24 protein-coding genes and 1 riboswitch are annotated in these 24,221 nt (G+C 71.0%); of the genes, 15 read left to right on the top strand and 9 right to left on the bottom strand.

All coding sequences use genetic code 11. The features are described from left to right. Nucleotides 1-9: 9 nt before the first annotated feature. Complete coding sequence (locus AB0N03_RS33365; RefSeq protein WP_364380031.1) at nt 10-783, top strand: M50 family metallopeptidase; 774 nt, start codon at nt 10-12, stop codon at nt 781-783. Between the two features lie 55 nt (nt 784-838). Continuing rightward, entirely contained in the window at nt 839-2,071 is a 1,233-nt protein-coding gene (locus tag AB0N03_RS33360; protein WP_364380028.1) for an aldehyde dehydrogenase family protein, read from the top strand. A gap of 6 nt (nt 2,072-2,077) precedes the next feature. Here AB0N03_RS33360 and AB0N03_RS33355 read toward each other — a convergent pair whose 3' ends face one another. Next, nucleotides 2,078-2,329 carry a hypothetical protein gene (locus tag AB0N03_RS33355; RefSeq protein WP_364380025.1) on the bottom strand — a complete coding sequence of 84 codons (252 nt, stop codon included), beginning with the start codon at nt 2,327-2,329 and terminating at the stop codon, nt 2,078-2,080. A gap of 54 nt (nt 2,330-2,383) precedes the next feature. Here AB0N03_RS33355 and AB0N03_RS33350 point away from each other — a divergent pair, with 54 nt between their 5' ends. Beyond that, nucleotides 2,384-3,475 carry a dihydrofolate reductase family protein gene (locus AB0N03_RS33350; protein ID WP_364380022.1) on the top strand — a complete coding sequence of 364 codons (1,092 nt, stop codon included), beginning with the start codon at nt 2,384-2,386 and terminating at the stop codon, nt 3,473-3,475. A 66-nt stretch (nt 3,476-3,541) separates the two neighbouring features. On the opposite strand, the gene AB0N03_RS33345 is transcribed toward AB0N03_RS33350, so the two are convergent. The 5 genes from AB0N03_RS33345 to cobN form a co-directional block, all read right to left on the bottom strand. Continuing rightward, the gene (locus AB0N03_RS33345) at nt 3,542-4,750 is read right to left on the bottom strand and encodes a chitinase (protein ID WP_364380019.1); all 1,209 of its coding nucleotides are present in this window, start codon (nt 4,748-4,750) and stop codon (nt 3,542-3,544) included. A gap of 349 nt (nt 4,751-5,099) precedes the next feature. Beyond that, a complete protein-coding gene (locus AB0N03_RS33340; RefSeq protein ID WP_364380016.1) occupies nt 5,100-6,185 on the bottom strand; it encodes an ATP-binding protein in 1,086 nt (361 codons plus the stop codon). Then, nucleotides 6,182-6,838 carry a response regulator transcription factor gene (locus tag AB0N03_RS33335; protein ID WP_364380013.1) on the bottom strand — a complete coding sequence of 219 codons (657 nt, stop codon included), beginning with the start codon at nt 6,836-6,838 and terminating at the stop codon, nt 6,182-6,184. The genes AB0N03_RS33340 and AB0N03_RS33335 overlap by 4 nt, the downstream gene beginning before the upstream one ends. A 35-nt stretch (nt 6,839-6,873) precedes the next feature. Next, entirely contained in the window at nt 6,874-8,697 is a 1,824-nt protein-coding gene (locus tag AB0N03_RS33330; RefSeq protein WP_364380010.1) for a glycosyltransferase family 39 protein, read from the bottom strand. A gap of 44 nt (nt 8,698-8,741) precedes the next feature. After that, nucleotides 8,742-12,305: a cobaltochelatase subunit CobN gene (gene cobN, locus AB0N03_RS33325; protein WP_364380007.1), complete on the bottom strand. Its 3,564-nt coding sequence runs from the start codon at nt 12,303-12,305 to the stop codon at nt 8,742-8,744. Between the two features lie 49 nt (nt 12,306-12,354). Next, a riboswitch (cobalamin riboswitch) is annotated at nt 12,355-12,428 on the bottom strand. A 161-nt stretch (nt 12,429-12,589) separates the two neighbouring features. On the opposite strand from cobN, the gene AB0N03_RS33320 reads away from it, so the two are divergent. From AB0N03_RS33320 to AB0N03_RS33310, 3 genes are read left to right on the top strand one after another with little or no spacing between them, the layout of a single operon-like run. Then, a complete protein-coding gene (locus AB0N03_RS33320) occupies nt 12,590-13,450 on the top strand; it encodes a helix-turn-helix transcriptional regulator (protein WP_364380004.1) in 861 nt (286 codons plus the stop codon). Further along, entirely contained in the window at nt 13,443-13,613 is a 171-nt protein-coding gene (locus AB0N03_RS33315; RefSeq protein WP_364380002.1) for a DUF397 domain-containing protein, read from the top strand. The genes AB0N03_RS33320 and AB0N03_RS33315 overlap by 8 nt, the downstream gene beginning before the upstream one ends. Before the next feature lie 4 nt (nt 13,614-13,617). Beyond that, the gene (locus AB0N03_RS33310; RefSeq protein WP_364379999.1) at nt 13,618-14,343 is read left to right on the top strand and encodes a hypothetical protein; all 726 of its coding nucleotides are present in this window, start codon (nt 13,618-13,620) and stop codon (nt 14,341-14,343) included. Here the strand turns inward: AB0N03_RS33310 and AB0N03_RS33305 are convergent. From AB0N03_RS33305 to AB0N03_RS33295, 3 genes are read right to left on the bottom strand one after another with little or no spacing between them, the layout of a single operon-like run. Beyond that, entirely contained in the window at nt 14,340-14,573 is a 234-nt protein-coding gene (locus AB0N03_RS33305; RefSeq protein WP_155541712.1) for a helix-turn-helix transcriptional regulator, read from the bottom strand. The genes AB0N03_RS33310 and AB0N03_RS33305 overlap by 4 nt on opposite strands. 3 nt (nt 14,574-14,576) lie before the next feature. Continuing rightward, nucleotides 14,577-15,428, bottom strand: a complete 852-nt coding sequence (locus AB0N03_RS33300) for an ABC transporter permease (RefSeq protein WP_364379996.1) — start codon at nt 15,426-15,428, stop codon at nt 14,577-14,579. After that, the gene (locus AB0N03_RS33295) at nt 15,425-16,351 is read right to left on the bottom strand and encodes an ABC transporter ATP-binding protein (protein WP_364379993.1); all 927 of its coding nucleotides are present in this window, start codon (nt 16,349-16,351) and stop codon (nt 15,425-15,427) included. The genes AB0N03_RS33300 and AB0N03_RS33295 overlap by 4 nt, the downstream gene beginning before the upstream one ends. Before the next feature lie 239 nt (nt 16,352-16,590). Between AB0N03_RS33295 and AB0N03_RS33290 the strand changes: the two genes are divergently transcribed. The 9 genes from AB0N03_RS33290 to AB0N03_RS33250 all read left to right on the top strand — a co-directional run bounded on the left by AB0N03_RS33290 (nt 16,591) and on the right by AB0N03_RS33250 (nt 24,221). Continuing rightward, nucleotides 16,591-16,905 carry a DUF6191 domain-containing protein gene (locus AB0N03_RS33290; protein WP_364379990.1) on the top strand — a complete coding sequence of 105 codons (315 nt, stop codon included), beginning with the start codon at nt 16,591-16,593 and terminating at the stop codon, nt 16,903-16,905. 4 nt (nt 16,906-16,909) lie between these two features. Beyond that, a complete protein-coding gene (locus AB0N03_RS33285) occupies nt 16,910-17,986 on the top strand; it encodes a precorrin-3B synthase (protein ID WP_364379987.1) in 1,077 nt (358 codons plus the stop codon). Continuing rightward, the gene (locus AB0N03_RS33280) at nt 17,983-18,606 is read left to right on the top strand and encodes a precorrin-8X methylmutase (protein WP_364379984.1); all 624 of its coding nucleotides are present in this window, start codon (nt 17,983-17,985) and stop codon (nt 18,604-18,606) included. Before AB0N03_RS33285 ends, AB0N03_RS33280 begins: the two co-directional genes overlap by 4 nt. Then, nucleotides 18,603-20,093 (top strand): precorrin-2 C(20)-methyltransferase, encoded by a 1,491-nt coding sequence (locus tag AB0N03_RS33275; RefSeq protein ID WP_364379981.1) that lies wholly within the window; start codon nt 18,603-18,605, stop codon nt 20,091-20,093. The genes AB0N03_RS33280 and AB0N03_RS33275 overlap by 4 nt, the downstream gene beginning before the upstream one ends. After that, the gene (locus tag AB0N03_RS33270; RefSeq protein ID WP_364379978.1) at nt 20,072-20,812 is read left to right on the top strand and encodes a GNAT family N-acetyltransferase; all 741 of its coding nucleotides are present in this window, start codon (nt 20,072-20,074) and stop codon (nt 20,810-20,812) included. Before AB0N03_RS33275 ends, AB0N03_RS33270 begins: the two co-directional genes overlap by 22 nt. Before the next feature lie 224 nt (nt 20,813-21,036). Continuing rightward, nucleotides 21,037-21,522: a hypothetical protein gene (locus AB0N03_RS33265; protein WP_364379975.1), complete on the top strand. Its 486-nt coding sequence runs from the start codon at nt 21,037-21,039 to the stop codon at nt 21,520-21,522. 44 nt (nt 21,523-21,566) lie between these two features. Further along, nucleotides 21,567-22,148 (top strand): DUF3558 domain-containing protein, encoded by a 582-nt coding sequence (locus AB0N03_RS33260; protein ID WP_364379972.1) that lies wholly within the window; start codon nt 21,567-21,569, stop codon nt 22,146-22,148. Nucleotides 22,149-22,239: 91 nt separating this feature from the next. Next, nucleotides 22,240-23,448, top strand: coding sequence for a hypothetical protein (locus AB0N03_RS33255; protein WP_364379969.1), 1,209 nt, complete (start codon nt 22,240-22,242; stop codon nt 23,446-23,448). Then, entirely contained in the window at nt 23,445-24,221 is a 777-nt protein-coding gene (locus AB0N03_RS33250; protein ID WP_364379966.1) for an ESX secretion-associated protein EspG, read from the top strand. Before AB0N03_RS33255 ends, AB0N03_RS33250 begins: the two co-directional genes overlap by 4 nt.

The raw sequence follows: 24,221 nt of genomic DNA, 5'->3' as shown, positions 1-24,221 counted from the left end.
GGTGTCCGGGTGAGCTCGCCCGTTCAACTCGCGCTCGGTGACCCGGCCGGTGCCGGCACCGGTGCTGCCCTCCGCGCGGCCGCCACCACGCCGACGCTGCTCGAGCAGGCCCAGACCCCGGCCGTCATCACCCTGGTCGCCGGTGGGGTGGCGCTGCTGGTCGTGCTGGTCGGTGGCAGCCCGTGGCGGCTGGCGCGAAACGGCGTCACCATCGTGCACGAGGCCGGGCACGCCCTGGCCGCCGTGCTGGTCGGGCGGCGGCTGCAGGGCATCAAGCTGCACTCGGACACCTCGGGCGTCACCGTCTCGCGCGGCAAGCCCGAAGGGCCGGGCATGGCCTTCACCGCGATGGCCGGCTACCTGGCGCCGTCGGTGCTCGGGCTGCTGTTCGCCAGCCTGCTGGGCGCCGACCTGGTCGGCACCGTCCTCGTGCTGATCGCGCTGCTGCTGCTCGGCGTGCTGGTGATGATCCGCAACGCCTACGGGGTGTTCAGCGTCGTCGTCAGCGCCGTCGTGCTGGCGCTGGTCGCGTTCGTCGCGCCGGTGGAGGTGCAGGCTCCGTTCAGCTACCTCGTGACGTGGTTCCTGCTGTTCGGGGGCGTGCGGCCGGTGGTCGAGCTGCAGGTCAAGCGGCGGCGGGGCCGCGCCCGCGACTCCGATGCCGACCAGCTGGGCCGGCTCACCGCGGTGCCGCCGGTGCTGTGGGTGCTGGTCTTCGCCGTGGCGACGGTCAGCTGCCTGATCGCCGGCGGGCTGTGGCTGCTGGAGCCCGTGGCCGCCTAGCCACGCCCATGCGGCAAACTGGTCTCTCGCTGGTCCGCGCGGAGGGAGCCGAACGATGGACGAGGTCGCCAAGGCCGTGGAGGAGTGCGCACGGGCGGCGAAGCTGGCCGCGCCGTCGCTCGCCGCCGCTTCCACCGAGGCCGTCGACGCCGCGCTGACCGGGATGGCCGAGCGGCTGCTCGCGCACCGCGACGAGATCCTGGAGGCGAACCAGGCCGACGTCGAGCGCGCGAAGGCCGAGGGGATGAGCGCCGGTCTGCTCGACCGGCTCACCATCACCCCGGAGCGGCTGACCGGCATGGCCGAGCAGCTGCGGCTGCTCGCCGGCGCCCCGCACCAGGAGCGGTCGGTCGACGTGTCCACCCTGGACGGCGGGCTGAAGCTGGTCGAGCGGCGACGTCCGGTCGGCGTCATCGGCGCGAACTACGAGGCACGGCCGAACGTGACCGTCGACGTGGCGTCGCAGCTGGTCAAGTCGCGCAACGGCGGTGTGCTGCGCACCGGTTCGGCCGCGCTCGGCTCGGCCCAGCGGCTGCGCGAGGTGGTCATCGCCCCGGCGCTGACCGAGGCCGGCATCGACGCGGACTGCGTCCAGCTCGTGCCGCGGGTGGAGCGCGAGGCGGCGTCCGCGCTGGTGCGGCTGCCGAACCTGGTCCCGCTCGTGATCCTGCGCGGCAGCGGTGACAGCACCCGGGCGCTGGCCACCGAGGCGGCCGTCCACGGCGTGCGCACGCTGGCCCACGCCGACGGCGGCGGCGTCCTCTACGTCGATCGCGGGGCGGACGTCACGAAGGCGCGTGACCTCGTCTTCGCGAGCCTCGACCGGCTGGGCGTGTGCAACCGGCTGAACCTGCTGCTCATCCACGAGGACATCCACGACGACGTCTGGCCGGGTATCGCCGAGGCGCTGGCCGAGCGGGGCGTCACGCCTTCGCTGGCGCCGCACGAGCACGCCATCGGCTACGAGTGGGCGCTGGACTCCGACCGCGAGGCGACCGTCACGGTGGCCAAGGTCGGCGCGCTCGCCGACGCCGTCGAGATCGCCAACGAGCAGACCTCGGGCCTGGCGGCGGGCATCGCCACCGACGACGCGTCGGCCGCCGACGCCTTCTTCGACGGCTACACCGGCACGGGCGTCTTCTGGAACGCCCCGACCCGCCTCCTCGACGGCTTCAAGCTGCTCGCGGTCCCGGAAACCGGCATCAACCTGGACAAGGTCCCCGGCCCCCGCGGCCCGGTGACGTACACGGACCTCTACGTCCGCCAGTACGCGGTCCTGCCCGCCTGAGGCCGGTCAGATCCGCGGCGGCACGCTCGCGAGCCGCCGCAGCTCCTTCACGGTCTGCTCGGTGTTGTCCAGCAGTTCGGTCCGGTCCTGGGCCTCGCCGGCGTGGCGGAAGATCGCGGTCGGACCGTCGCTGATCGCGATCGCCGCCACCAGCCGGCCTTCCGGGTCCCGGGTGAGCCCGGTCGACACCTGCACCTCCCGGCCGACGGTGTCGACCGTGGTGAGGGTCCGTTCGTGGTACCAGCCGCGCGTGCCCATGCCGGATAGACGCCGCGATCGCCGGGCGTGTTACGGCGCGGCATACTGGGGCGGGTGATCACCCGGCCGCACGTCCTGCTGTCCGCCGCGCAGTCGCTCGACGGCTTCCTCGACGACACCTCGCCCGAGCGGCTCGTACTGTCCACTGTGGACGATTTCGCCGTCGTGGACCGGTTGCGGGCCGAGGCCGACGCCATCTTCGTCGGGGCCGGGACCGTCCGGGCCGACAACCCGCGGCTGCTCGTTCGCTCGCCGGAACTGCGGAAATGGCGGCTCGAGCAGGGGAAACCCGAACAACCCCTCAAGGTCACCGTGACCACCCGCGGCCTGGACCCGGACGCGCAGTTCTTCACCGTCGGGGACACCGAAAAGATCGTCTACGCGCCGCCCGGGGCCGCCGACACGCTGAAGCACGTCGCCACCGTCGTCGACGCCGGGGATCCGTCCGACTTCTCGCGCGTCCTCGACGACCTCGGGGCGCGCGGCATCGGGAACCTGCTGGTCGAGGGCGGCGGCGGGATCCACACCCGGTTCCTCACCGAAGGCCTCGCCGACGAGCTGCGGCTCGCGATCGCGCCGTTCTTCGTCGGGCAGCCGGACGCGCCGCGGTTCGTCGGGCCCGGCCTTTACCCGCGTCCGCTGACACTCGTCAGCGCGGAAAAACTCCAGGGAATGGCGATCCTCCGCTACCGGGCCGCGGCCGAGCCGACCGGCCGGGACGTCCGGCGCCTGCGGGAAGCCATCGCGCTCGCCGCCGAGTGCCCGCCGAGCCACACCTTCCGGGTCGGGGCCGTCATCGCCGACGCCGACGGCGAGGTCGTCGCGACCGGGCATTCCGGCGAGGGCGACCCCCTGAACCACGCCGAGGAAGCCGCGCTCGCCAAGTGCGCCGGCGACCCGCGCCTGGCCGGCGCGACGATGTACAGCTCCCTGGAGCCGTGCAGCAACCGCAGCTCCCACCCGCGCAGCTGCACGCAGCTCATCCTCGACGCCGGGATCCCGCGGGTCGTTTTCGCGTGGCGCGAGCCGCCCGTCTTCGTCGACGCCCGGGGCACCGAGCTGCTGCGGGAAGCCGGCCGGCACGTCGTCGAGGTGCCCGCGCTGACCCCGGAGGTCCAGCGCGAGAACACCCACCTCGAGTTCTGACCGAAGCCGTGAACGCCACCTTCAGGAACTCAGAGTTCCTCAAGGTGGCCTTCACGGACAGCTCGTCTAGCAGGCGCCATTGTCCTGCCACACGCCCCATTCGCCGGTGGTGCCGGGCTCCTCGCCCTGCGTCCACCACTTGGCCGTGAACTTGTGGCTGTTGTGCGAAACGACGTTGTCCTTGACGTAGACCTTCGCCCGGTCCCACTCCGCCGCGGTGCAGGAACCGCCGCCCGGGGTGGTCGGGGTCGTGGTCGGCTGGGTCGGCGTCGTCTGCGGCGGGGTCGCGCCGGCGAACCGGACGCTGAACTTCGTGAAGTCCCAGTCGTTCTGCGGGACGTTGCTGCAGACGCCGTTGTCGGTCGTCCCGACGCACGCGCGGTCGCGGTTGACCGACCAGAACGTGAAGCGGCCGAGGCCGTGGCCGGTCGCGTAGTCGTAGACCGTCTGGAAGTCGGCCGTGTAGAACATCTCGGAGGCGTCCGACTTGCCGTTCATGCCGGAGAAGCCCTCGTGCGAGTACGCGGTCGCGCTGTCCCAGCCCATGTGCGACATCAGCAGGCCGTGCAGGCCTTCCAGCGCGGACACCTGCGACGAGCCGCCGTTGAAGCCGCCGTCGAACGGCATGATCGAGAAGTTGTTGGGCGTGAAGCCGATCGACTTCGCCTGGTCGAGCAGCTGCGTGCCGAACCAGCCGGTGCCGGCCGCGGTGCCCGGCATGGTCACCGACACGAACAGGCCGGGGTTGTTGGCCTGCAACGTCTTCGCCGCGCCGAGCTCGTTCGCGATGGCGGCGGTGTTTTCGTACTCCGGCTCTTCGAGGTCGAAGTCGATCGCCTTGAGCGAGTACTTGCTGATGACCTGCTGGTACGCGGCGGCGGTCGCGGCGACGTTCCCGCAGGTCTGGCCGAGCTTCGTGCCGCCGTAGCCGCCGACGGACACCGAGACGTCGCCGCCCGCGCCGCGGATCCGCGAGATCACGTTCGCGACGGTGGTGTCGGACGAGACGGCCGAGGTGCCGTCCCAGGTCGGGCTGCAGCCGCCGCCGTTGGGCGCCAGGATGAACGCGAGCTGGAAGGCCTTGAGCCCGGTCGCGTTCATGACGGTGATCGGGTCCGGCGGGTTGTTGCTCACGGGCATCAGATACGGCGCGGCGGCGTACCAGTTGTTGCCGAGCGCCGCTGTCGCGGAGGGTGCGCCGATCACGAGACTCACAGCTGTACCGATGAAGGTGGCGGCGGCGAGCCCGATGGCGGCCAGTCTGCTTCTGCGCATGATCTGTCCTCCCGGTGGGGATCGAGGGTGGACAAACTATTGGACTAGACCATTGACCAAGTCAAGACGCGAACGTCGGGTAGGGGCGATCGGCGGGCGAAAAGCGCCGCAGTGTCCGATATTTGTCCGGCAATGGCGCCGTGCGGGTGACCCGGGCCGGAGCAAAACGGCGCCGAGCGCAGGAGAGTACGGCGGCGGCTGGATCCGCGCGCGCCGAAAGGGGTTCGACGGCTCGGACGGGCAAAAGGCGGCGGAGAATCGGGCAAGCCAGCAGCCGGCGGCGAGGGTCCGACTCGGCGGAGAATCGGGCAAGCGAGCAGCCGGCGGCGAGGATGCGCCTCAGCGAACCTCAAGCCCCCGGCAGCGACACGACCACCGCCAGCCCACCCTCCGGCCGAGCCGTCGCGACCACCTCACCACCATGCGCGTGCGCCACCGAGCGGACGATCGACAACCCCAGCCCCGCCCCCTCCGCCGCCACCCGAGCCCGCCGATGAAATGGGTCGAACAGCGCCGGCACCTCCGACGGCGGGATCACCGGGCCGCTGTTGGCCACCGCCAGCTCCGCCCAGCCCGACGGCAACATCCGGGTCGTCACCCGCACCCAACCACCCTCGACGTTGTGGCGGATGCCGTTCTCCACCAGGTTGTGCGCCAACCTCTCCAGCATCAGCGCGTCGCCCAGGGCCGTCGCTTCGCCGAGATCCTGAAGCACTCCCGGCGGCGCCACGTGCGCCACCACCGCCGCCAGGTCCACCGGGCCGCGCTCGGTCAGCGCGCTCTCCGAGCGGGCCAGCAGCAGCAACCCGCTGATCAGCCGCTCGTGCCTCGCGTTGATCCGCAGCAGCTTGCCGCCGAGCTGCCGGACGTCGTCGGAGGCCGTGCGGCGGTGCATCGCCACCTCGACCAGCGAACGGTTCAACGTCAGCGGCGTGCGCAGCTCGTGCGACGCGTTCGCGACGAAGCGGCGTTGCGCGTCGAACGAGCGGTCGAGCCGCTCGACCATCACGTCGAACGCGTCGGCGAGGTTCTTCACCTCGTCGTCCGGCCCGCGCAACGCGATCCGCACGTGGCCGCCCGGGTCGGCCGCCGCCGCGATGCGGCGCGCCGTGTCCGTCACCTGGCGCAACGGCGCCAGCGCGCGGGCCGCCACCAGCCAGCCCAGACCCGCCGCCAGCACTGCCACCGCGCCGAGCGCGATCGCCCCCTGGGTCAGCAGCGACGTCGCCGCCGCTTCGCGCACCTGCCGCGCCTGCTCGTCGAGGGACTCCGGCGAAGGCAGCAGGGGGAGGCCGACCGGCGCGGTGCCCGCGACGAACGTGACCCGCCGCCCGACCTGCCGCGTGAACAGCAGGTACGTGACGCCCAGCAACGCCCCGCCCGCCAGCAGGAACAGGCCGCCGTACAGCACGGTCAGCCGCAGCCGGAGGCTCATCGGAGCCGGTAGCCGACCCCGGTGACCGTCTCCACCAGGGGCGGGTCACCGAGCTTGCGGCGCAGCTTGAGGATCGTGAGCCGGACCGCGCAGGTGAACGGGTCCGCGTGCTCGTCCCACACCTTCTCCAGCAGGTGCTCCGCGGACACGGCGGCGCCGTCCGCGCGCAGCAGCTCGACCAGCACGGCGAACTCCTTTTTGGACAGCGGGAGGTACCGCCCGTCACGGAACACCTCGTGCCGCGCCGGATCGAGCGTGACGCCGGAACGCCGCAGGATCGGCGGCGCGGCCGGGCGGCAGCGGCGCCCCAGCGACTGGATGCGCGCGGCCAGTTCGGGGAAGGCGAACGGCTTCGTCAGGTAGTCGTCGGCGCCGAGGGACAACCCGTCGACGCGGTCGATGACTTCGACGGCCGCGGTGAGCATCAGCACCCGGGTCGCCGCCTCGGAGGCGACCACCCGCCGGCAGACGTCGTCGCCGTGCACGACCGGCAGGTCCCGGTCGAGCACGACGACGTCGTAGTCGTGGACGGCGATCCGGTCGAGCGCGGCGCCGCCGTCGTGGGCGATGTCGACCGCGTGCGACTCGTCGCGCAGCCACTCCGCGATCGCGTCCGCGAGCATCGGCTCGTCCTCCACCACCAGGACCCGCATGCCGCCATGATCGCCGCGGCGGTGTTTCCTCGCCGTTAGCGGCACCGGTAGAGCGTGTCGGCCCGCATCGGCCCGGAGCCGCCGTACGCGCCGGGATCAACGACCGTGCAGTGCCCCTCGATCCAGCGTTGACGTTCATCCTGCGCCGGACTCCGCGCCGGCCCGGGCCGGGTCCCCGCGCCGCTCAGCACGAACCGGAGCTTGCCCTCGGCGAGCCAGCGGTCGAGCTGCGTGACCGACGGCGCGTCGTCACGGCCGCCGAAGCCGCCCATGCCGATCACGGTCGCGTCCGAGTCGATGAGGAACGGCGCGACCGCACCCGCTTCGGCGTTCACCGCCAGCGTGATCTCGGTGCCGTTCCGGCGGGCGTAGTCGAGGATGCGCCGTTGCTCGTCCGACAGCGTGGTGGTGCCGTCCCCGCCGGAGAGCACCAGCCGGGGCTGGGGTCCACCGGCTGACAACGGTGGCGGCGGCGCACCGGGACCGCTCGCCGGTCCCGCGGCGGGCAGCGTCCCGGCCGACGTGCTCTGCGCGGCGTCGAGCGACCACACGGCGGGCGTGAGCAGCAGCGGCACCAGCGCTGCGACGAGTGCGCGTCGACGAGGCGCCACCACCAGCCAGGCGAGCGCGGCCACGGCCGTCCCGAGCACCGCCCAGCGCGTCCAGCCGTAGAACGTCGTGTCGCGCGACGTCAAGACGAACGCCCACACCGAGCTCACCGCGATGACCGCGGGGAGCAGGGTCCGCCGGTGCTGCCGCCACAGCAGCGCGAGCCCGGCGGCGGAGACCGCGGCGACGGCGGGCGCCATCGCCGTCGTGTAGTACGGGTGCCAGATGCCGCCGGCGAAGCTGAAGACCGCGGTCGTCACGAGCAGCCAGCCGCCCCACAGCAGCCAGCCGGCGTCGCGCCAGCGGCGTCCGATGACGATCAGGACGAGCAACGCGAGCGGCAGCAGCCACGAGATCTGGCCGCCCACGAGGTCGTTGAACATCCGGCCCGGCCCGGGGTCGCCGCCGAACGACGACATCGTCTGCTGCCCGTTGCGCATGATCATCATGCCGCCGCCCTCGCCGTTGCCCGAGAGGCGGCCGAAGCCGTTGTAGCCGAAGACGAGGTCCCACGCGGAGCCGTCTTCGCTGCCGCCCGTGTACGGCTTGGCGCCGGGCCACCAGTCGTGGAGCGCGATCCACCAGAACGACGAGACGACCAGGACCGCGCCGGCGCCGAGAATATCCAGCAGCCGGCGCTTGAGCGGCCCGGTCGTCCCGGCGAGGTAGGCGGCCACCAGGGCCGGGACGATGATCCACGCCTGCAGCATCTTCGTCAGGAATCCGCAGCCGACGAAGAAAGCGCACCACCACAGCCATTTCCAGCCGTCTTCGAGCGCGCGGGTGAGCGCGTACGCGGCGGCGACCAGGAACAGGACGAGCAGTGTGTCCGGGTTGTTGTCGCGGTTGATGATCACGGTGACGGGCGTCAGCGCGAGGATTGTCGCGGCCAGCAGGGCGACGTTCTCACCGGCCCACCGCCGGACGGTGCGGTGGAGCAGGAAGACCGCGGCGACGCCTTCGAGGACCTGGGGCAGCAGCAGCGCCCAGCCGTGGTAGCCGAAGATCAGGACGGAGATCGCCTGCGGCCACAGGGCCATCGGCGGTTTGTCGACCGTGACGACGCCGTAGGGGTCGAAGGAGCCGAAGAGGAAGTTGGTGAAGCCGCCGGTCATCGACTTGACGGCGGCCGAGTAGTAGGTGTTGCCGAGCTGGCCGTCGCCGATCTTCCAGAGGTAGAGCACGGCGGCGCCGAGGCAGATGAGCGGAAGCGCCCAGGAGCGCGTCTTCGGGGGAGCGGCGGTGATCATGCCCGCCACCCAACTCCGGCCCGCGTTTCCCGGGCGTTTCCGAGTTACTCCGCCTCGAGGTCACCCTCCAGTGACAGGTAGACCTCACGCATCTTCTCGAGCAGCGAGGGGTCCGGCTCCTCCCACAGCCCACGGTCCGCGGCCTCGTTCAACCGCTCCACGATCCCCCGCAACGCCCACGGATTGGCCTGCCGCAAGAACTGCTGGTTCACCTCGTCCAGCACGTACGACTCGGTCAGCTTCTCGTACATCCAGTCGCCGACCACGCCGGCCGTGGCGTCGAAGCCGAACAAGTAGTCCACTGTGGCCGCCAGCTCGAACGCGCCCTTGTACCCGTGCCGCCGCATCGCCGCCAGCCAGCGGGGGTTCACCACCCGGGCCCGGAACACCCGAGCCGTCTCCTCGCCCAAAGTCCTTGTCCGGACCGAATCAGGTGACGTGCTGTCGCCCACATAGGACGCCGGGGCCGTGCCCGTCAACGCGCGGACGGTGGCGATCATCCCGCCGTGGTACTGGAAGTAGTCGTCCGAATCCGCGATGTCGTGCTCGCGCGTGTCCGTGTTCTTCGCCGCCACCACGATGCGCTTGTACGAGTTCTCCATGTCCTCGCGCGCCGGGCGGCCGTCCAGGTCGCGGCCGTACGCGAACCCGCCCCAGACCGCGTACACCTCCGCCAGGTCCTTGTCGTCGCGCCAGTTCCCGCTGTCCATCAACGGCAGGAGGCCCGCGCCGTACGCGCCCGGCTTCGAGCCGAAGATCCGCGTCGTCGCCCGGCGGGAATCGCCGTGAGCAGCCAGGTCGGAAGAAACGTGCGCCCGGACGAAGTTCTCCGACAACGGTTCGTCCAGAGCGGCCACCAGCCGCACCGCGTCGTCCATCAAGGCGATCACGTGCGGGAAGGCGTCCCGGAAGAAGCCGCTGATCCGGATCGTGACGTCGATCCGAGGCCGGCCCAGTTCGGCCAGCGAGATCGCTTCGATGCCCATGACCCGCCGGGAAGCCTCGTCCCACACCGGCTGGACTCCCAGCAGCGCCAAGACTTCCGCCGCGTCGTCGCCGGACGTCCGCATCGCTGACGTCCCCCACACCGACAGCCCGACCGAGCGCGGCCAGTCGCCGTTGTCCTCGCGATAGCGCTTCAAAAGAGAATCCGCCAGCGCCTGTCCCGTTTCCCAAGCCAGCCGGCTCGGAATCGCCTTCGGATCGACCGTGTAGAAGTTGCGTCCGGTCGGGAGTACGTTCACCAGCCCGCGCAACGGCGACCCGCTCGGCCCCGCCGGGATGTACCCGCCGTCCAGCGCGTGCAGCACGGCGTCGAGTTCGCCGGACGTCCCCGCGAGCCGCGGGACGATCTCGGTGGCCGCGAACGAAAGAACGCGGGCGACCGCGGAGTCCGGCGCCACCGACTCGACCGCCGTGGCGTCCCAGCCGCGCATCTCCATCGTCTGGACGAGCTCCCGCGCCGTCTTCTCGACGGCGTCCACATCGGACATCGGCGCGTCTTCCTTCAGTCCCAACGCCGACCGCAGCCCCGGTACCGCACCTTCGCGACCACCCCACATCTGGGACGCCCGCAGCATCGCCAGCACGAGGTTGACGCGCGCCTCGCCGACCGGCGCTGCGCCGAGGATGTGCAGCCCGTCGCGGATCTGGGCGTCCTTGACCTCGCACAGCCAGCCGTCGATGTGCAGCAGGAAGTCGTCGAACTCCGCGTCGTGCGGACGCTCGTCGATGCCGAGGTCGTGGTCCAGCTTCGCCGCCTGGATCAGCGTCCAGATCTGGGCGCGGATCGCCGGCAGCTTCGCCGGGTCCATCGCCGCGATGTTCGCGTGCTCGTCCATGAGCTGCTCGAGCCGCGCCATGTCGCCGTAGGACTCCGCGCGCGCCATCGGCGGGATCAGGTGGTCGACGATCGTCGCGTGCGCCCGCCGCTTCGCCTGCGCGCCCTCGCCCGGGTCGTTGATCAGGAACGGGTACACCAGCGGCAGGTTCCCCAGCACGGCGTCCGGCGCGCACGACGCCGAAAGCCCGGCCGTCTTGCCCGGCAGCCATTCGAGGGACCCGTGCTTGCCCAGGTGGACGACGGCGTGTGCCCCGAACTCCTCCTCCAGCCACCGGTACGCGGCCAGGTAGTGGTGGCTCGGCGGCAGGTCCGGGTTGTGGTAGATCGCGACGGGGTTCTCGCCGAACCCGCGCGGCGGCTGGATCATGATGATGACGTTGCCGCTTTGCAGCGACGCCAGCACGATGTCGCCGTTGTCGACGTACAGCTCGCCCGGCGCCGGACCCCAGTGCTCCTCGACGCCCGCGCGCAACTCGTCCGGCAACGCGTCGAACCACGAACGGTACTGCGCCGCGGGCACCCGGATCGGGTTCCCGGAAAGCTGTTCCTCGGTCAGCCACTCCGGGTCCTGGCCGCCGGCGGCGATCAGCGCGTGGATCAGCACATCGCCGTCGGGCTGGTCGGTGCCGGTCGGGTCGACGCCCGGGAACGCGTCCGCGCCCAGGTCGTAACCCTGTTCGCGCATCCGCCGCAGCAGCTCGATCGCCGACGCCGGCGTGTCCAGCCCGACCGCGTTGCCGACGCGAGAGTGCTTCGTCGGGTACGCGGATAACATCAGCGCGATCCGCCGAGAAGCGGGAGGCGTGTGCCGCAGGCGAGCGTGCGCCAGCGCGATGCGAGCGACGCGGGACGCGCGTTCGGCGTCCGGCACGTACCGGGGGAGGCCGTCGGCGTCCAGCTCCTTGAACGAGAACGGCACCGTGATCAGCCGCCCGTCGAACTCCGGGACGGCCATCTGGTTCCCGGCGTCGAGCGGCGAAAGCCCGTCGTCGCTGGCCGCCCACGTCTCGTGGTCGCTGGTCAGGCAGAGCGCCTGCAGGATCGGGACGTCGAGCGCGGCCATCTCGGCGACGTCCCACGCCTCGTCGTCGCCCCCGGCGCCTGCCTCGGCCGGCCGCGTGCCGCCCGCCGCGAGCACCGTGACGAGCAGCGCGTCGACCTTGCCCAGCTCGGCCATCATCTCCGGCTCGCGCGTACGCAGCGAAGCACAGTAGATCGGCAACGCGCGCCCGCCCGCGGCTTCGATCTCGTCGGCGAGCGTGTGGACGAAGTTCGTGTTCCCGGACAGGTGATGCGCCCGGTAGTACAGGATCCCGATGACCGGGCCCGTGGCCGGCGAAGACCGCTCCAAGATGCCCCACGCGGGTTGTTGCGCGGGCGGCTCGAAGCCGTCGCCGGTGAGCAGGAGCGTGTCGGAGAGGAACCGGTGCAGCTGGGTGAGGTTCGCCGGGCCGCCCTGCGCGAGGTAGGCGTGGGCCTCGGCGGCGATGCCGGCCGGCACGGTCGAGAGCTTCATCAGCTCGGCGTCCGGCGTCTGCTCCCCGCCCAGGACGACGACGTGCGCGCCCGACGCCCGCAGCGTGTCGAGGCCTTCCTGCCAGGTCCGCGGGGTGCCGAGGATGCGCACGACCACGATGCGCACACCGTCGAGCAGACCCGGCAGCTCGGCGACGTCGATCCGCGCGGGGTTCGCCAGGCGGTACTCGCCCTCGGCCGAACGGGCGCTGAGCAGGTCTGTGTCCGAAGTGGACAGAAGCAGGATCACGAGGTTCCTCCTCGGGGTCCGCGCCCCGGGTCGACGGTCGCGCCGGCCGGAGTTCCTGGCTTCCCGGAGACGACGTCTCCGGTGACAGTGGCGGGACCGCCCCGGACTCTCACCGGGTTCCTCCACCTGCCGACGCGTGGGTATCGCCCTCACTCTCCGGTGCGCGGGAGACGGCGTCAAGGTGACGTTGGCCGGGTTGCGCCGGGGGCAATCGATGGCCCGTTCCGGTGGCGCGGCCGTGTTGCTGGCCGACGTCCTGACCTGCGGGTTTTAGCGTGGACGGCATGGAGTACGTGACCACCGTGAAGAGCCGCGAGCTGGGTGAGGGGCTGCGCCGGGTGCTGGCGGCGGCCGGGCTCAGTGGCAAGGAGGTGGCGGACCAGCTGGGGTGGACGCCGCCGGACGTGTCCAAGATGCTCAACGGGCGGCGGGCCATCCGCGAGACGCAGGTCGCGCTCTTGCTGGGGATCTGCAAGGTGCGGGGTGCCGAGCAGCGGCGGTTGCTGGCGTTGTGCCGGGAGGCGAACCGGCCGGGGTGGTACCAGCAGCACGGTTCGCACCTGCCGCTTCAGCTGCGCACGCTGCTCGACCACGAGGACAAGGCCACCGCGATCTCCGCTTTCGCCGGGAATCTGCTGCCCGGGGCCTTGCAGACCGCCGACTACGCCCGGGCGGTGATCAGCCGCATCGTGAACGTGCCCGCCGAGGAGGTGGACGAGCGGGTAGCGGCTCGGGTGGCCCGGTCGGCGATCTTCAACCGGCCGGCCGGTTTCACCTACTTCGTGCACGAGTTCGTGCTGCGACTGCCGGTCGGTGGTGCGGAGGTGATGTCCGACCAGCTGCATCACCTGCTGCGGATGTCAGTGCGGCCGCGGATCTCGCTTCGCGTGGTTCCCACGTCGGTCGGGGCACACGCGGGAATCGTCGGTTCGTTCATCTTCATGGAGTTCGCCGAGATCAAGCCGGTGGTCTACCTGGAAAGCGAGACCACGGCCGCCTTCCTGGAGGAGGACGAGGAAATCAGGGCCTACCGGCGAATCATCGGGAGCCTGGCTGGAACTGCGCTCAGCGAGGGACAATCCAGGGAGCTGATCAGTAGAGTTGCTCTCGAGCAGTTCGACCTCGGAGAGGACCAGCATGGATGAGCTGACCTGGCGGACCAGCAGCTATTCGGGTGGCAACGGCGACTGCGTCGAGGTGGCCTCCTCGCCCACCGAGGTGCTGGTCCGGGACACCAAAGACCGGCCCGGTGGCACCCTGACCTTCACCTCTGAGCAGTGGCGCGCCCTCGGGCGGAAGCTCGCCTGACCGCTTGGATTCCCTCCTTCGCGCCTTCACCGCCGCACAGTCGACCCGGCAGTCCTACCGCACCCCGACCGCGGCCGAGCTGGCGACCGCGGAGACGGGGTTCGCCGCGCTGCTCGACGGTGCCCCCCACCGCCTCGCTGAGCTGGGGTTTTCCGTCGAAGACGGCTTCGTCGTGCAGGAGCCGGGCTCCGCGCGCGCCTGGGGCCTGTACGCCGTCGACCGCTCGGCGCCGCCGTCGCTGGTGGTCGAGGTGCCGCACGCTTCCTCCGACCTGCGCACCGAACTGCTCGGCCTCGGGCTCTTCCGGCGAACCCCGGGCGCGATCCTCGCGGTCGGCGGTGCCCACCGCCGCCGCGAAGACCCCGCGCACGACACCGGGACCGTCTTCCACGCCGTCACCACGCTGCTCGCCCGGCGCGGCCTGCCGCAGGTCCAGCTGCACGGCTTCAAGGACCGAACCCTGCCCGCGGCCGACGTCGTCCTCTCGGGCGGGGCCGCCGAGGCCGGTGACGCCGCCCGCCGCGCGGCCGACCGGCTCGCCGAGGCCGGGTTCCGGGTCCGGCGGGCCTGGGCCGAGCCGTGCCGGGGCCTGGCCGGGACGACGAACGTCCAGAGCCAGGCCGCCGGCGGCACGCCGTTCCTGCACGTCGAGCTGAACCGGACGGTCCGGGAGACGCGCCGCGACGACGTCGTCCGGGCGCTCGCCGAGGCCGACCTCACCAAGCCCTAGGCGGACTGCTCTCCCAGCCGCGGGAACGGCTTGGTCGAGAACAAGACCTCCAGCGGGACCTCGAAGAACTCCGCGATCCGCAGTGCCACGAACAAGCTCGGGCTGTACTCGCCGCGCTCCAGGTAGCCGATCGTCTGGTAGTGCACGCCCAGCGCCTCCGCCAGCTGGCGCCGCGAGATCGACCGTTCCGCGCGCAGCATCGCGATCCGGTTGTAGACGACCTCGCTCATGACTCACCCCACACGCTGCATGGCCTTCTCCCGGCGCTCCGCCAGCGACGAACCCGCTTCCCGCCGCGCCATGCGGCGGAGCAGCACCGGCGCCAGGGCCAATCCGATCACGGACCACGCGAGCAGCACCGCGAGGGTCGGCAGCGGCCGCCACGACTGCCCGATCTCGACGACCACCGCGCTGTCGGGCAGCAGCGCCGAGCGCATTCCGATACCCAGCCAGTACATCGGGAACACCTGCGCGATGTCCTGCACCCACACCGGCAGCGCGGTGACCGGGTAGAAGATCCCCGAGATCGCGCCCAGGCCCATGATCGGCAGCGTGATCAGCGCGATGGAGCGCGGGCTGCTGGTGAGCGACCCCAGCGCCGCCCCGAGCGGCAGGGTCGCGACCAGCCCGAGCGCCAGCACCCACAGCAGGTGCAGGTACGACCAGACGCCGTCCGGGGCGAGTGCGTCGAACACGAACAGGCACGGGATCAGCACCAGCAGGATCCCGGTGACCTGCGCCATCGCCACCGCCACCGTCTTCCCGACCAGGTAGCCGAGCATGCCGTTCGGCGTCGCCTTGGCGCGCAGCAGCGTGCCGTCCTCGCGGTCGACGGCGAGGTAGCCCGCCGTGCTGTTCAGCCCGTTGAACACGATCCCGGCGCCGAGCACGCCGGGCACGGTGGCCGCGCCGAGCGAGAACCCGGTGCCGGGCAGGGTCGCGTTCCGCATGAAGAACAGCGTGCCGAGGAAGAGCGCGACGAAGACGAACTGGCCGAACACGTCGTCGCGGTTCGTCCACGTCTGCTTGAACTCGATCCAGCCACGCTCCATCCCGGCCCGCAAGGCGGCCGTCCTGGCGTTCATCGCGCACCCGCTTCCTGGAGGCCGATCTCGGTTTCGCCGCCGGCTTCGGCGCGGTGGACCAGCGTCATGTAGGTGTCCTCCAGCGACGCCCGTCGCACCTCGAGGTCCGAGACGCCTTCGCCGTGCTGCTTGAACAGGTCGTACACGTACTTCGTCGCTTCGGTCGTCGAGTGGACGAAGCGCTGGCCGTCGAGGGTCCAGCGGACCTCGGCCTCGCCGGCGATCTGCCGGGACAGCGCGTCGGCCGAGCCGTCGGCGATGATGCGCCCGCCGTTGAGGATGAGGATCCGGTCGGCCAGCTTCTCGGCCTCGTCGAGGTCGTGCGTGGTGAGGAGGATCGTGGTGTCGAGCTCGTCGGAGAGCCGGTGCACCAGATCGTGGAACTCCCGCCGCGCCTCCGGGTCGAAGCCCGCGGTCGGCTCGTCGAGGAACAGCAGCTCGGGCCGCCCGACGATGCCGATCGCGACGTCGAGGCGCCGCCGCTGGCCGCCGGAAAGGTTCTTCAGCTTCTTCTGCGCGTGCTCGGTGAGCCCGACGGCCGCGATCAGCTCGTCGGCGTCCCACGGCCGCGGGTGCGCCTGGGTCGAGTAGGGCGCGTAGTACCGGCCGAGGTGCGCGAGCAGCTCCCGGACGCGCCACTTCCCGTGGTCGCGCCAGGACTGGAGCACGACCCCCAGCCGCGCCCGCCAGTCCTCACCACCGTGCGCCGGGTCGGCCCCCAGGACGTCGACCTCGCCGGCCGAACGCATCCGGAAGCCTTCGAGGATCTCGATCGTCGTCGTCTTGCCCGCGCCGTTCGGCCCGAGCAGGCACACGACCTCGCCCCGGTGGGCCTCGAACTCGACGCCGTGGAGCACGTCGTTCGTGCCGTAACGCATCCGCAGCCCGCGCACGCGGACCACGGGAACCGCTGGATCTCTCATCGTCGAACCCCCATCGAACTGGTGCGATCGAATGTAGCACACCTACTACATTTGATCAGACTCCTGCTGTGGCGGAATCGGGGGAGTGCCCGGTCGGCGACGACATGAACGAGTCGTTCATGTCGTCTGACGAGGTGAACGAGTCGTTCACAACGGCTCGGCGGCGCTGCCGGGTGGAGCCGGTTCGAGAAACTTCGCCGAACCGGGAACTTGACCCGCGGTCATCCGGTTCGCCGGGCATGGGTACTTGGCTGGGGCTGGCTCTGCCGGGCGGCGTCGTGATCTTGCTGGTCATGGCCGCGATCGAGCTGCGGCCGCGCAAGAACGGCTCGCGCTTCAAGGCGCGCCTGTCCGCGACGTACATCGAGGAGACGACCGCGTTCCTCTACGGCACCAAGCGGCGTGAGCTGGAACACCGGGAAACGATGTCGATGCTCGTCGAGCAGGACGCCGAAGGCGCGCCACCCCGGCGTGACGTGGACCTGGACCGGGGAGTCGCGCGAATCCGTCCCCGATCGGACCCGCCGGAGCCGGAAAACCGCCAGCTACAGTGACCCCATGCCGACCCCAGCACGTGCGCGAGCCGACGCGTGCCCGGGTGTTTTCGCTCCCCACGACGCCGCCGACGGCCCGTTGGCCCGCGTGCGCCTGCCCGGCGGCACGATTTCCGCGGCGCAGCTGCGCGCGCTGGCCGCCTGCGCCGAAGAGTGCGGCGACGGCGACCTCCACCTCACCTCGCGCGGCAACGTCCAGCTGCGCGGCGTCGCCCGGCCCGGCCTCGCGGCGCGGCTGACCGACGCCGGCCTGCTGCCTTCGCCGTCGCACGAACGAGTGCGCAACGTCCTCGCGTCGCCGTCGAGCGGAGTGCGTGGCGGGCTCGCCGACGTCCGGGGCCTGGCCGCTTCGCTCGACGCCGTTCTCTGTGCGACCCCGGAGCTCGCCGAACTGCCGGGACGGTTCCTCTTCGCCTTCGACGACGGACGCGGCGACGTCGCCGGAGAGGGCGCCGACGTCTGCTGGCGTGCTCTTGCTCCGGATGTCGGAACCCTGCTGCTCGCGGGCGGCGACACCGGCCGTCGCGTGGCTCGCGTCGATGCCGTCCCGGTCTTGGTCGAAGTCGCGCTGGAGTTCCTCCGCGTGCGCGGGTCCGCCTGGCGCGTCGCCGAACTCGACGACCCGGCCTGGCGCGGGACGCCGGTTCCCCGCGCCGGCGTCGAAGTCCCGGTGGGGTTGATCGAGCGTGACGACGGCGGTCTCGCGGCGGGAGTGGTGCCGCGCTTCGGGCAGCTGAGCGCCGCTCAGGCCCGGGCGCTGGCGGAGTTCGGCCCCGCGCTGGTCACGCCGTGGAAGTCGCTGGTCCTGCCGGACGCGCCCGCCGACGTCTTCGAGCGGCTGGGCTTCGGTGGCGTGCCGCTCGGCACGAGCGCGTGCATCGGCCGGCCCGGCTGCGCGAAGTCGCGCGCCGACGTCCGCGCCGACGCCGTCTTCCGGCCGGGGCTGCGCGCACACTTCTCGGGCTGTGAGCGGCGGTGCGGGAAGCCGTCGCAGTCCCATGTGGACGTCGTCGCCGAAGCGGGCGGCTATCGCATCGACGGCCGGTGGGTGCCGCTCGACGAGCTGAAAGGGAAGCTGTGATCGACTACCTGCGGGACGGTGCCGAGATCTACCGGCACTCGTTCGCCACGATCCGCGAGGAGGCGGACCTGGCGATCCTGCCCGACGACGTGGCGGGCCTGGCGGTCCGGATGATCCACGCCTGCGGCATGGTCGATCTGGTCGACGACCTGCGCTACACGCTCGACGTCGTCGAATCCGGCCGCGCCGCCCTCGAAGCGGGCGCGCCGATCCTGTGCGACGCGCGGATGATCGCCAGCGGCGTCACCCGGCGTCGCCTGCCCGCGGACAACGAAGTCGTCTGCACGCTCTCGGACCCCCGGGTCCCGTCGCTCGCCGAGCGGATGGGCACGACGCGCTCGGCGGCGGCCCTGGAACTGTGGCGCGAGAAGCTGCCCGGTTCGGTCGTGGCGATCGGCAACGCGCCGACCGCGTTGTTCCGCCTGCTGGAGATCCTCGGCGAAGGCGTCGGCGCGCCCGCCGCGATCATCGGCGTGCCGGTCGGGTTCGTCGGCGCGGTGGAGTCCAAAGTGGAGCTCGCCAAGCGGGCCCCGGCGCCCTACCTGGTGGTGCACGGCCGTCGTGGCGGCAGCGCGATGGCCGTCGCCGCGATCAACGCCCTCGCGAGCGCCGAAGAATGACCGGGACGCTCTACGGCGTCGGGCTCGGCCCCGGCGATCCGGAACTGATGACGGTCAAGGCGGCGCGGCTGATCTCCGAGGCGTCGGTGATCGCCTACCACTGCGCGCGGCACGGGCGGAGCATCGCGCGGTCGGTTGCGGAGCCGTACCTGCGCGACGGGCAGATCGAGGAGAAGCTCGTCTACCCGGTCACGACCGAGACGACCGACCACCCCGGCGGGTACGAGGGCGCGATCGCGGACTTCTACGAGCTGAGCGCGAAGCGGCTCGCCGAGCACCTCGACGCGGGGCGCGACGTCGTCCTGCTCTGCGAAGGCGACCCGTTCTTCTACGGCTCGTACATGTACATGCACGAACGGCTTTCCGGGCGGTTCGACGCGGTCGTCGTGCCCGGCGTGACGTCGGTGAGCGCGGCGTCGTCGGTGCTCGGCCGGCCGCTGGTGCAGCGCGACGAGGTCTTGACCGTGCTCCCGGGCACGCTCCCGGCGCCCGAACTGGCGCGGCGGCTGGCGGACACGGACGCGGCGGCCGTGCTGAAGCTGGGCCGCACGTTCGGCTCGGTGCGCGAGGCCTTCGAAGAGGCCGGGAAGCTCGACGACGCCATTTTCGTTGAGCGCGCGACCTGGGGACAGCAGCGGATCGAGCCCCTGGCTGAGGTGGATCCCGCTTCCGTGCCGTACTTCTCGCTGGCACTGCTGCCTTCGCCGGCTTACGCGTCCCGGGTTTCGCCTGCTCCTGCTGAATCTCCTTCGCCGGCCGCGGGTGGCGAAGTGGTCGTCGTCGGTCTCGGCCCGGCGGGGCCGGAGTGGCTGACGCCCGAGGCCGCGGCGGAGCTTTCGGCGGCCGAGCACATCGTCGGGTACGGGCCTTATGTCGCGCGGGTGCCGCAGAAGGCGGGGCAGCAGCGGCACGCGTCGGGCAACCGCGTGGAGGCCGACCGGGCTCGCGAGGCGTTGTCGCTGGCCGTGTCGGGCGCGCGGGTCGCCGTGGTTTCCTCGGGTGACCCGGGGGTGTTCGCGATGGCGTCGGCGGTGCTGGAGCAGGTGTCTTCCGGCCACGGCGCGGGCGTCCGGGTGCGGATCGTCCCGGGGGTGACGGCGGCGCAGGCGGCCGCGTCCCGCGTCGGCGCGCCGCTGGGGCACGACTACTGCGTGCTGTCGTTGTCGGATCGGTTGAAGCCGTGGGAGATCATCGAGAAGCGCCTCGACGCGGCGGGCGCGGCGGATCTGGTGCTGGCGCTGTACAACCCGGCGTCGCGCTCCCGGACGACGCAGCTGGCGTCCGCTCGGGACGTGCTGCTGCGGCACCGCGCTCCGGAGACCCCGGTCGTGGTGGCGCGGGACGTCGGCGGCCCGGAGGAGGACATCCGCGTCACGACGCTGGGTGACCTCGATCCGTCCACAGTGGACATGCGGTGCCTGCTGATCGTCGGTTCGTCGAAGACTCGCGCGGAGGACGGGGTGGTGTGGACTCCGCGCAGCTATTGACGTCCGACGTGCGCCGGGCGGAGCCGGCCCTGCACCGCCGGACGGCGATGGCGTGCGAGGCCGCGTCGGCCGCGGGGGTGCCCGGTCGCTTCCGGACGTGGGGCGAGGCGGGGTTGCTGGCGGTGCTGGCGACCGATCCCGCGCTGGGGTACCTGTCGACGGTGACCGGAGTGACGCGGGAGACGCTGCCCGGCGTCGCCGGCTTCGCGCACTCGCCCGGTTGGGCCGGCGTCACGCCGACGGTGGTGGCGCCGGCCGGGCTGCCGGTGCCGGGCTTGGTGCCGGCGGGCGAGCGCGTCTTGGCCGTCAAGAGGCTCTCGCCTGCTTCTGCGACGCTTCCGGGCCAGGTCGACGAAGACACCTTCGTGCGGGTCTTGCTGGCCGGGTTCGAGGTGCACGGGGCGGTCGCCGCGTTCATGGCCGCGGAACACCGGCTCCCGATCATGCGCCGGTTCCTGGCGCGCGAGGGCGAGACGCCGATCGCGGCCGCGGGCATGACGATCCACGACGACGTCGCGGTGCTCGGAGCGGCTTCGACGTTGCCTGCGCACCGTGGCCGTGGAGCCCAGCCGGAGCTGCTGCGCCGCCGCCTCGAGGTGGCGGCGGCGGAGGGCTGCACGTTGGCGGTGGCGACGGCCCGCCCGCAGTCCCCGAGCGCGGCCAACCTGGGGCGGGCCGGGTTCCAGCTGCACCGCCGCACGGCGTGGACGAAGCCCTAGCGAGTCTGCGCGGACGCACGAACGGGCCTTTCCGGCGTGACGCGCTGCCGAAAAAGGATGAATGGAAACGCTGATCTTGAGGCGCACGTAATCCTCCTGTCGAGCGATTTCCGCAGAATTCACCCGGTCGCGCGATGTATGGCCTACTGGTCCGTAACGCTCAACTGCGCGTAAACGATCCGCTACGGTGATATCCGCGTCTGAATAGAGGGGGCCGGGAGACGGTGACTGATCCGAGCGGGCTGGGCACGTACGCCGCGGCGGAGCTGCACTACCGCCAGGAAGCGAACAAGCTGGGTGTGCAGGAGGCGACGAGCCGGGCCGCGGGTGGGCGCGCGGGGTTCACCCTGGATCGTCAGCAGGCAGACGCGATGCTCACCGAGGTGAACAGCGTACTCGGCGAACTGCGGGACATCCGGTCGCAAACGGATACCTTGACGATCTTGAAGCCGCCGGCTGAGGACAGCGTGAGTACCGGGTACAACAAAAAGCTCACGGATCGGTCCGCGTCGTTCATCGTCGCCGCGTCGCCATGGGATACCGCTGCCGCGGCGTTTGACGCGGCAAGCAATCAGATGCGGGCGTTGATCGACTACCTCACCACGTTGCAGGACAAGCTCAATAAAGCTCTCGGTAAAGTTCAGGCGACCGAGCAGGACAACAAGGAGGCCGTCGACCAAGCGGCACCCGAGGACGGGGGGTACATGTGATGGGGCCTCGCTCATTCGGTGCGGCTATCGCGGGGTTCACGGCTTTGGCGCTGACGGCGTGCACCGGCGGAGGCACCCCCGGTCCGGCCGGAAGCGCGTCCGGTTCGGAAAGCATCTCGTCGGAGGCTTCCTCTGCGTTGCCGTATGCCGGTGCGCCGAAGGTCTCCGATCCGCTTCCCCCCTCGGTGCTGTCCGGTGATCCCTGCGCGGACGCTCTGACCCCGGATCAGGTCAAAGCGGCTCTCGGCTCGCCGGTGCGGACGAAGCCCGACACCATTGGCGGTCTCGGTCCGTTCTGCTCGTGGACGAACACCGATACGACCTCGGCCGCGAAGATCAGCGTCGCCTTCGATACGACTACCCACCAGGGACTCAGTGGCGCCTATCAGAACTCCAAGCCGCAGTCGAAGGTGTGGCAGGAGTCGACCATCGACGGCTTGCCCGCGGTAACGCACGTGTCCGAGCACGATCACTGTCAGATCTTCGTCGGTCTGGCCGACGACGCGTTGATCGACGTCGGCGGCTATCTCAGCCTGAGCAAGATCGACAAGGCCGACCCGTGCGAGACGACGAAAAAGGTCGTGTCCGCTGTGGTGACCACGCTCAAGCAGAAGGCGGGGTCGTAGCGTCGTGAGCCTGTGGGATGACGCCCGGAACGCGGTGGGTCACGCCGTTCACGCGGTGGAGAGCGAGATCGGGCGTGGGGTGCACGCGGCAATGGACTGGACCCGGAACCTGATTTCCCCGAACGGCGGAGTCGTGGGGGTTCAGCCGATCGAGCAGGAGACACCGAAGATCTTGGCCGGCTCCAGCCGGCAGTGGCACGACGGTGCCGCCACGGCGAAGTCGCTGGCGGGCCGGACTCGTGCCCTCTCAGACCGGGTGATGGACGTGTCTCGGGTGTTCGAGTCGGCGTGGACCGGGCAGTCCGCGGACGCGGCGAACGCGCACGTGACCAAGGTCGGGCGCGTGCTGGATTCGACCAGCGCGACCCTGGATGTGAACGCGGGCAACGTGTCGTCGGTGGCGGAGAGCTACGACTACACCAGGAACAACATGGTCCCGTTGCCGTCGACGCCGCCGGAGGCGGGGTTCTGGGACCGGGCGGCTCCGTGGGACACCGACACCGAAGACGCGGTGAACAAGTACAACGCCGACGCGCAGCGCAACCTCGAACTGTACAGGACCTACGCAGCGTCGACTGAGCAGCACGGCAGCGCACTGCAGAGCGACTACGGCGAGCTGGGCATGTTCGACGGCGGCGACATCACGCTCACGAAAGAACCGGCGACCCCGCCGAGCGTGCACGGCAAGACCGGGCATCCCAGCGAGCAGCCCCACCAGCATCAGCAGGTCACTTCGCCGCCGTCCACGGTGCCGCCGCCGGCGGTCTCGTCGGTGGCACCTCCGATCACGGTTCCCGGCGGTCACGACACCGGCGGGTTGCCTTCACGCGAGGTGTCCGGCGATGACACGACGACAGCGGGCTACGTCCCGCCCGCTGTCACTCCGCCGAGCCTCGGTTCGATCGCGAACCTGCCGCCCGGCCCGTTACCCGGATCGGGCGTCCCGAACACAACGAGTCCGGCGCCGTATCCGGTGGGAGGATCCGGTTATCCCGGAGGGCCTGGCGGCAGTGGCCCCGGTTCGGGCGGCGTCCCCGGTGATGGTCGCCGGTCCGGAGTGCGCGGTGGCCTGGTCGAAGAGCCCGTTCGAGGTGGTTCGGCTGGTGCCGGGCGGACCGGTGGCAAGCTGAACGGTTCGCCCGGCGGCCTGGCCCACGGCGGTCGCGGAAAGGCCGAGGAAGACCGCGAACACCACCGCAAGTACGTCCGGGACGACGACACCTTGTTCACCGAAGACGACCGCGAAGAGCTGGACCCGGTAACGGGTTTACCGCCCGTGCCGCCGACCATCGGCGCATGAGTCGTTCGGTGAGCGTGATCGACGCAGAAGTGATCGTGCCGCGGCTGGCGTTTCTGACCGCCTGGGACATGCTCGACCTGGGTGAGGTTCCGGCGGTTTTCGGTACTGGTAAACACTTCTGGATGGACGACACCGCACGTCGACAGTTGGCGGGTTCGACCTTCGGCTGGTTGTCGGAACACGGCTTGGCTCGCGGCGGGCGGGTGAATCCGTTGTGGCGTGACACCCTTCGAGTCATCGCCGAGGCGGACATCGAGTTCTACGGGTGGTCGAACTTTCGCGACGAGTCGCATGGCGGATTACTTGTCGCGGTGCGGGGCGACTCGGCCATCCGCGCATGGGCGGACCGGGACACCGTTGTTCTGCAACCGATCCCGGTGAAATGGCCGGCTACCTCGTTGGTGGAAGCTTTGCCGCAAGTCGACGGCGCACCCGTTCGTGCCGTGACCGTGGCGCAAAGCTTCTACGACGATCCCGAGAGCGCGCGAAGAGGCCCGCTCGACGGGCCGGTCGACAGGCGGGACCTCGACCATCTCGACACTGTGCTGTCGCGGCCTCGGGACGCCGTGCACCAGCTCTACACCGCGATCCGAGTCGACGACCGGGATCGGGTGCGGAGTTCGCCGATAAGCGCGATCGACATCGCCGACCAGGGGCGAGTGCTGACGTACGTCACGGGAGACGCCCGGATTGTCCTGACGCCGGGCACGCCCCGCGAAATCGTGAGGACCTTGAACGACACTGCCGGCACGTTGCGGCTCGGTGCCACTTGA

This window comes from Amycolatopsis sp. NPDC051061 (assembly GCF_040682935.1).
Classification (GTDB): domain Bacteria; phylum Actinomycetota; class Actinomycetes; order Mycobacteriales; family Pseudonocardiaceae; genus Amycolatopsis.
This window is presented reverse-complemented; position numbering and strand designations above follow the sequence as displayed.